This is a genomic window from Mesorhizobium sp. LNHC229A00 (assembly GCF_000502415.1).
Lineage (GTDB): Bacteria > Pseudomonadota > Alphaproteobacteria > Rhizobiales > Rhizobiaceae > Mesorhizobium.
On sequence record NZ_AYWQ01000010.1, the window covers coordinates 142973 to 151164 of the forward strand.

The 8192-nt window shown below is 63.4% G+C and carries 6 protein-coding genes and 1 pseudogene; 5 read left to right on the forward strand and 2 right to left on the reverse strand.

From position 1 onward, the window contains the following. Nucleotides 1-91 precede the first annotated feature (91 nt). On the forward strand, nucleotides 92-496 hold the full coding sequence (locus X742_RS0137485; protein WP_031248146.1) for a hypothetical protein: 405 nt from the start codon (nucleotides 92-94) through the stop codon (nucleotides 494-496). Between the two features lie 183 nt (nucleotides 497-679). Continuing rightward, nucleotides 680-1220 (forward strand): annotated as a pseudogene (locus X742_RS01000000170335) (DUF1419 domain-containing protein). 187 nt (nucleotides 1221-1407) lie between these two features. Here the strand turns inward: X742_RS01000000170335 and X742_RS149225 are convergent. Continuing rightward, the gene (locus X742_RS149225; RefSeq protein ID WP_023773501.1) at nucleotides 1408-1803 is read right to left on the reverse strand and encodes a hypothetical protein; all 396 of its coding nucleotides are present in this window, start codon (nucleotides 1801-1803) and stop codon (nucleotides 1408-1410) included. A 287-nt stretch (nucleotides 1804-2090) separates the two neighbouring features. On the opposite strand from X742_RS149225, the gene X742_RS149220 reads away from it, so the two are divergent. Beyond that, a complete protein-coding gene (locus tag X742_RS149220) occupies nucleotides 2091-2774 on the forward strand; it encodes a transposase (protein WP_245275578.1) in 684 nt (227 codons plus the stop codon). A 36-nt stretch (nucleotides 2775-2810) separates the two neighbouring features. On the opposite strand, the gene X742_RS149215 is transcribed toward X742_RS149220, so the two are convergent. Further along, nucleotides 2811-4004: a DUF1173 domain-containing protein gene (locus tag X742_RS149215; protein WP_023773503.1), complete on the reverse strand. Its 1194-nt coding sequence runs from the start codon at nucleotides 4002-4004 to the stop codon at nucleotides 2811-2813. A gap of 185 nt (nucleotides 4005-4189) precedes the next feature. Here X742_RS149215 and X742_RS149210 point away from each other — a divergent pair, with 185 nt between their 5' ends. Next, on the forward strand, nucleotides 4190-7027 hold the full coding sequence (locus tag X742_RS149210) for a strawberry notch C-terminal domain-containing protein (RefSeq protein WP_023773504.1): 2838 nt from the start codon (nucleotides 4190-4192) through the stop codon (nucleotides 7025-7027). 12 nt (nucleotides 7028-7039) lie between these two features. After that, complete coding sequence (locus tag X742_RS149205; RefSeq protein WP_023773505.1) at nucleotides 7040-8083, forward strand: toprim domain-containing protein; 1044 nt, start codon at nucleotides 7040-7042, stop codon at nucleotides 8081-8083. Nucleotides 8084-8192: the final 109 nt, after the last annotated feature.

Below are 8192 nucleotides of genomic sequence, written 5' to 3' on the forward strand. Positions count from 1 at the left end.
CGAACAGGTCCGCACCTCCGCCGGACCTGTTCCAGTTCCAACTCACTCTCAGGCCCGGGATCGCCATAGCGCGCCCGGGCGCTTTCGTTTCATGGAGATCCACAAGTTCGATTGGAACAGAAGCTGCTCCTATGACGAGCAGCAGAAGAGACGCTTCCACACGACAGCCCGTTCACGGCTGAAGAAACTCGCCGCCGAGCTTGCACTACCGCAGGGAAGCTTTGACCTGCGCTCAAACAAGGCGGGCATAGCCGTTTCCGGTGAAATTACCCTGCACCATGACCGCACCTACATCCAGGTCGGCCAGTTCGGTTTGTCCTCAGGTCACGGCATCCTGATCCGCACCTGCAAGGGCCGTAAGGACTACACCGGCGGGGCCAACCACTTCGTTGTACTCGGCATGCTTGACGATATCCCGGCGCTCGCCGCCGCCGTCCGTGCCATAACCGGGGTTGGTCGAGACGCTTCGCGTTCCTCCGAACGACGCGCCGCCTGAACCCTGCAAACCCCATCATCGCCGATGCACGCGCCGGTCGCCGGTCTCGACAGCCACAACACCACCAAGCAGTTGCGGCGACGCGGTTCATGCCGCGCGTGGCCGACCTGCGTTCAGGAGAACCCCATGACCGCGCATCCACCCTTCAGGAAGGTGCTCGAAGGCGTCGCCACCCGCGAGCAGATGTTCCAACTGTTCAGCCGTCACAAAGACGCCCCCGGCATCGATCCGCTTTCCGGCACTCCCTATTCAGCCGAGTGGTTCGAGATCCCCGCGTCAGAATACCATTTCATGCTCGATTTGCTGCCGCCGCTTCATGCGAACCGGCATGTTCGGCATGTCGGAGTATAAGGCCGGTAACGTGACCAGCGTATTCTTCGCGATCCGAATCCGCGGGCGCGCGCGCTGGTTTCACGGGTTCTGCGATCTCACGGATCGGCAGTCGCCAGACAAGATGCGCGCCGCCATCATCGCCCACGAGACCGGCGCGAGCGACAGCATGACCCGCGCGGAAAAGCTCGAGGCGATCTGGAACATAACCCCTGTCGAACTCAGGGGGACCGCCCGCAACGCAGATTCCGAGACCGGGTGGGCCGAACATCGCGGCAAACGCACGATTCTCGTCAACCCCGGAAGGCATGATGCTGCCTTCAAGCTGCTCGATGATCTGTCGGATCTCGAGATCGACGAGTTCCTGTCCAAAGTGCGATTGCGTCGGAGCTGACGAAGGAAGGCGACGATGGGCATTATAAGAACCGCGCTTCGGCGGTGAAGCGTCTCCATCACGGTACCGACTTTTCGCTCAATGGATGCACCCGCTTACAGCCCATCCTCAAGCTGTTGAGACATGCGAGACCGTATGGCCAACTGCCCCGAGTATTAAAGCATCCGGCCCCCAGAAAAACGTCGGGTCAGTGCCTGCCACGCGGTAGGTATCCGGCATTGCGTAAAGCGCCGATGAACAGGCTGGCCGGGCCGGCGATGCTCGTCCTGGCCTGCGTTGCGAGCGGCAGCGTGTTCCAGTCCTCCAACGGAGTGATAAAGCTGGAGAAGGTGCCATTGACCATGCAATGGCTGGTCAACAAGCCTTGCTTATCCAGCACCAGAACGCCAGTCTGGTTGCTTGGATACCGGATGGCGGCGACGCGCTGAAGTTCCATGTCGCCATCGATGCGCAAATTGAAAAGCAGGTCCCCGAGGCTTCTGTGGGCGATTTCCGCGACTTTTTCCGCGAAAGGAACAGAAAGCGCCCGAACGCTGTCGACCGCCATCCCGAAAACAAGCGCGTCCAGCTCATCCGCCGCCATGAGAAGATTAGTTCCCAAGAATATAAGGATTGCAATCGCTCCAGCCGGATTGTGCACAGTCATCGCACTCCGCCGGTTAGACGCCTGAGCCATGGCGTGTATGAGACAGCTCTCTCTCCGTAGGCATGTTTGCCCCGATGATTGAGCCGGCTGCCCAACGCCCATGACACACCGCTTGCTCGTTGCGGGGTTTCTCCGATAAAGCACGACGAAAGCGATACGTCGGGTACTCGCTAACACGAACAAACGACTTGGCTTGCAAGTCATGCTCACATCAGGAACAGACTATGAAGCGCCAGATCCGGCCATTCATCGTGGAAGTGAAACAGAGGCGCGGCAAGCAAAAGCCAAGCCATTCGATCTGGGGCGATCTCGACCTGTCCAAAATTGCCATGGAGATGACGCAGCCGGATGATGCTGCTCAGTTGCCAAATTCAGAGGTTATTGACTTCAGTATAAGAGCCATTGATGCTGAAGGAGCGGATAAACCACAAGCGGAGCATACTATGGCCGATTTTCAGGACGCTCAGACTGTTCAGACGACAGTAACCCCAGCCAAAGTGGAAGTGCCTGAATCCAAAAAGAAAGTTCCGCGAGCAAAGAAAGCGAAGGCAGAGCTCGTAAAGCCGGCCGGAAAGAACGGGGCGAGACCAGTGCCCCAGGCCGCGGAAGCTCCCGTGGCAGCGAAGACCGCCCGCAAGACATATTCCGAGAAGGAACGCGCCCAGAAGCTTGCCCAGATCGAGAAATCGATCGCTGGCGGCGCGACCAGCAAGATTGCGGTCGGCCAGGCCGGCATATCGGAGCAGACCTATTATTATTGGAAGAGGGCTGCCGCACCGTCCTCAGACAGCGGCGACCTTCGCGATCTTGTCGCGCTTGAAGAAGAAAACAAGCGCCTCAAGAGCCTGCTTGCCGACCATCTGCGCAAGGAAAATGCTGAGCTCAAGAAGAAGCTGGGCCTCGCCTAAGGCATCGTGAGCATCGCTGGAAATTCGGCACGACGCTCAGAGCGGTAGCGGCGGCATATCGCTTTCGCCGACCTGCCATACCCAGGAGCCGATCTCCGGACGCGCGGCGATCATTTCATCGAGCGACGCTTCAAAGGTCTCGTCCGCTCCGGCCGGAACGACAAAGAGCGCGATCGGCCCGTCCCTGTTCTGAAGCAACGCATTGGCGATCGGCTGGTCGGGTTGCAGGTCAAAGCGCAATCCCTTCACGCTCTTCTCGCGAAGGCGGGCGAGCCCATCGACGAGCCTTTTCTCCGGGACCGTCTCGTAGGGAATCCAGTTCTCGGATACCACCATCAACGCGACCTCCTCGACAATGGCGAGGCCGGCCGGGTTCAGTCCGAACGTCGCGATCGTCATCAGATGCGAGCTTGAATCCGCTGCCCACAGAGACAATTCTTTCTCAAAACGTGCCTGCAAGCGGCGGTGCAATGCATCGTCGATGATAAAGGGAAAGCCGGGCAAATGTCTGATGACAAGTTTTTGGCCGGAGCGGGCGGGCACGATCTCCTTCATCTCGCCGACAAGGACGAGTAACTTTCGTGGACCTGATTTCGGCGGGAGCGCCGTGCCGAGAACCGCGTTGCGACGATTTTCGATCGCTTGCTTGTTTTCGGCCCGAAACGGCTCGGGCACGAACAGGATGTCCGCGAGCGGTCCGCCCCTCACCGTCATTTGCCCGGCTGCCTCGAGAAGATGCCAGCGGACATTCCACCAATGTCGCTTGCCGGCCCATCTCGACGTCCAGACCGTCAATTCGGCCTCGTGCCAGAGATAGTGAAGGAGGCCACGCAGTGACATCCTGCTTGGATCTCCGCTTACGCTGGCGGAGTTTTGGCCAGCCCGCACTGACGCTGCCCGGCTCCCCGTCCTCGAGAGGCTGAAATCAAGTTTCAAAGCCGCCATGCCGCTTTGCGGATCGACCTGGATCGCGCTGCCCATCAACGCGCCGAGCCCAGACAGTTCGTGAGGGGGCTCGTAGGAATCGCAGGAAGAATCGTGCCCGCCGCCGCTGAGCGGCATGCGCTTGATCAGGTAGAGGTCGCCGATGCGGGCGACATACATCGGACAGCCCGGCTCACGGCAGAGGCATGATGGACGCTCCTTGCGGGCATAGGCGTTCGCCAGCGCGGCCTGCAGGTCACGCGCTCCCTCCTCGTAGACCTCACTGCCAATTCTGAACCGTCGCATCCCCTCCACAGCTCCAGGTCGCCGCCGCATCCCTGTGCGCGCATTCAAGCCATGGCTTTGCGCGGAGCGCAACCCGTTTGGTGCATCCGCGCCAGAGGCAGAGGGGAGCCGGGAGGAGTGTGGCCCGGCTGGCGCGGAGAGAGTGCCGGCACGTCGGCTCTCCCCCTCTCGCGAAGGACATTTCCATGAACATCGTTACGACCACACCGGCCGCTCCCAGAACGGCCTCTCACCTAGCCGCGCAGTCACCCGCCGGCCGCGACAAAGCTCAGGCGGTCTATCAGGCGGGAATGCTGCTTCTGCCTTTCCTCAAACAGGGCAAGCCTGTCGCCACCGCCGCCCTGCGCACGGCCATGACCACAAGTTTCGGCGGCACGGATGCGCAAGGCTTCTGGATCTGGAAGGACGCCTATGACGCGCTCGAAGCCGCGCAGGTGCTGTTTCTGCGCCGCTTCGGACCGGCGATCCTGTCGCAGTCGACCACACCGCAGGCCACGCTGGCGATGATGAAGCGGATCGCCGAACTTCTTCCTACCCACACACGGCGTTCCGACGAGAGCCAGGCCATGCAGCAGCTCTCCACGCCGCTGCCGCTCGCCTTCGTCACGGCGCTAGCCGCGGCAATGGCGTCTTCAGACCTCGTTCTCGAACCCTCGGCCGGCACCGGCCTGCTCGCAGTCCATGCCGAGATGGCGCGGGCCTCGCTCGCGCTTAACGAGCTTGCGGCGACGCGTGCCGATCTTCTCGGCCTGCTGTTTCCGCGTGTTCCCGTCTCCCGGTACGACGCGGCTCATATCGACGATCATCTCGACGTCGCCATCGAGCCGTCCGTCGTGCTGATGAATCCACCTTTTTCGGTCGCCGCCTATGTCGACGGCCATGTCGCCGATGCGGCATGGCGGCATTTTTCATCCGCATTCGCACGCCTGCGCTCGGGCGGCCGTCTTGTCGCCATCACCGGCACTGGCCTTTCTCCCGAAAATCCCAAATGGCGGCCGGCCTTCGAGCGGCTGCAGCAGCAGGGCACCGTTATCTTCACCGCTGCGATCGACGGCCGTGTCTACGCACGCCACGGCACAACCGTCGAAACCCGCTTGACGGTGATCGACAAGGTGCCAAACGCCGATCCGTCGCGTTTCCCCGCGTCGCCGGGCAAGGCGCCCGACGTCGAAACGCTGCTCTCCTGGATCACGGATCTGCCGCCCCGGACACCGGGCGGTTTTCCGGACTCGATCGGCGCCCTGTCGAACGGGATCCTGCGCAATGCGGCGATGCGCATGGCCGCCCGTTCCGCAGCGAGAGCCGCACCTGTCGTTGCGTCACCGGCTGCTTCCAGGGTGACCTGGCCCGTCCGCGCTGCTGCCCAGGTCACGCCGGTCCGCCCGGTCATGGCAAGCAGCACACCTGCTCTTCCCCTTGCCTATGAGCTGCGCGACTGCATGCCGGAGGAGGGTGGCCGGCTCGTCAAGAAGATCGGCCGCGACGGTATCGACCGGCTTGCCGTCGAGAACCGCCCGGGCTCGGCCAATCTCGCCGAGACCCAGAGTTTTATGGATGACCACAAGCGCGAACTGATCTTTTCGGACGCCGGCGGCACAGGGCGCTCCTATCATGCGGATCTCGGGGCGAAGAACCAGAGGCTGCGCAAGCACTATCTGCTCGAGGCCGGCTGGCGCGCCGACAACGCCATCCAGGGGCTCGGCCGAACCCACCGCACCAACCAGGCGCAGCCGCCTGTGTTCCGTCCCACGGCCGCCAATGTGAAGGCCGGCAAGCGCTTCCTGTCGACCATCGCCCGGCGGCTCGACACGCTGGGCGCCATCACCCGCGGCCAGCGCCAGACCGGCGGGGCGGGACTGTTCCGCGCCGAGGACAATCTGGAAAGCCCCCACGCCCGCGCGGCGCTTCGCCAGTTCTATCATCTGCTCCGCCAGGGCAAGATCGAGGGCTGCTCGCTCACGGCCTTCGAAGCGGTGACCGGACTGTCGCTGACCACCGAGGAGGGCGGCCTGCGCGACGAGCTCCCGCCGATCACCACCTGGCTCAACCGGCTGCTCGCGCTGCGCATCGATACCCAGAATCTGTTGTTCGAGGTGTTCGAACAGTTGATGACGGCCAGGATCGAAGGCGCGATCGCCGCCGGGAGCTATGACAAGGGTCTGGAGACGATCACAGCCGAGAGCATCGTCGTCACCGATCGGCGCACCGTCTACACGCATCCGGTCTCGGGCGCGCAGTCGCATGTGCTCACCGTCGCACGCAAGGACCGCATCCGGCCGCTCAGCCTGGTCGACGCGCTGGCCATCGCCCAAGCGGAGCCACAGTCAATCCTGCTCGTCAACACCCGTTCGAGCCGCGCGGCGATACAGCTTCCGACAGCGAGCCTGATGCTCGACGATGGAACCGTCGAACACCGTGTGCGCCTGCTGCGGCCGACGGACGAGCTGCGCTTTGGTCTTGGCGCGCTTGCCGAAACGCACTGGCAGCCGACTGAGCGAAACCTGTTCTGTGACCTCTGGGAGACTGAAGTCGCCGCTGTCCCGGAGTTCACCACCAGCATCTTCCACATCGTCACCGGCCTCCTTTTGCCGATCTGGCGGCGGCTGCCTGACGATGATTGCCGGGTTTATCGGATCCAGACCAATGCCGGCGAACGCATCATCGGCCGCCATATAGCGCCGACGCTCGTGGCGACCTTGTTCCGCAATCTGGGCATCGACCATGTTCCAACCTTGTCGACCGGTGAGGCCTGGGCCGGACTGCTCCGGGGACGCATCGGGCTGCAACTTGCTGACGGACTGATCCTCCGTCGCAGCCGCGTCATGAACGACTACCGTGTCGAGCTGATCGGCTTCACCGATGCCATGGTTCCCCGGCTGAAGGCGCTTGGGCTGATGTCCGAGATCATCTCGTGGAAGCTCCGGCTGTTCATCCCGACCGCCGCGCAAGGGTCCGTCATCCTCGCCGCGCTCTTCGAACGCCACACGCTGGTCGGGGTCACCGACCGCACCGCAGCGGCTTGAGGGGAGGTGATGATGACCGGCTCGGCGTCCGAGCTGGCACGCCGCCTTGGCGACCATGCCGAGGCGGTGTGCCGTGAATATCTCTCCAATGGCCGGCGCATCGGCAACTACTGGATCGTCGGCGACGTGCGCAATACAAGCGGCCGCTCCATGCATGTCCGCTTGAAGGACAATGGCAGGGGGCCAGCCGGAAAATGGGTCGACGAGGCCAGCACCGAGCACGGTGACCTGCTCGACGTCATCCGCGAAAGCTGTGGCCTTGTTGATTTCCGTGAAGTCGCCGATGAAGCACGTCGCTTCCTATCCATGCCGCTGCCACCGCCCCATCCCCCTGGCGCGCAGCGCAAACCCGGCGCGGCACGCGGCTCTCCCGAGGCCGCGCGTCGCTTGTTCGCAATATCTCAGCCGATCGCTGGTACCCTGGCCGAACGCTATCTCGCCGGCCGCAGGATCCTGCTGTCCACACATGAGCGCGCCCTGCGCTTCCATCCCGCCTGTTATTACCGCGATCTCGTCACTGGCCAGACGCAGACCCTGCCCGCGCTGATCGCGGCGGTCACAGGCCTCGACGGGCGTCTCACCGGACTGCAACGCACCTGGCTCAATCCTTCGGGCAACGGCAAGGCGCAGCTCGCCGAGCCCCGCCGCTCGCTCGGGCATCTTCTTGGCAACGGTATCTGGCTTGGCCTCCAGCCCGGAACGCCTGTTTCGGTCATGGCTGCCGGCGAGGGGTTCGAGACAATGGCCTCACTCCGGACGGTGATGCCGGACCTGCCGGTGGGAGCCGCCACCTCGGCCAATCACCTCGCCGGCCTGATCTTCCCGCTTGGCTGCCGTCGCCTCTACATCGCAGCCGATGCCGACGCCGCCGGCCGTCAGGGCATCGAGCGCCTCAGCCAGCGCGCGGGCGAGTCAGGGATCCTTGCCCTGGTGTTGCGGCCGCAGCTCGGCGACTTCAACGACGATCTGCGTCATCTCGGCCAAGCCCACCTCGCGGCATGGCTCCGCGATCAACTCGTCCCGGAGGATGCCCGTCTCTTCCTGCCGCCCGGATGAATGGGTCGGGCCGGCACGCGGCTCGGCGCGGCGTCGGACAGCCTGCAGATATGGCGGGGGTCCACCGGAGAGGCCGCGCCCGCGGCCTGCCTGAGAGGCGACCCCTGCC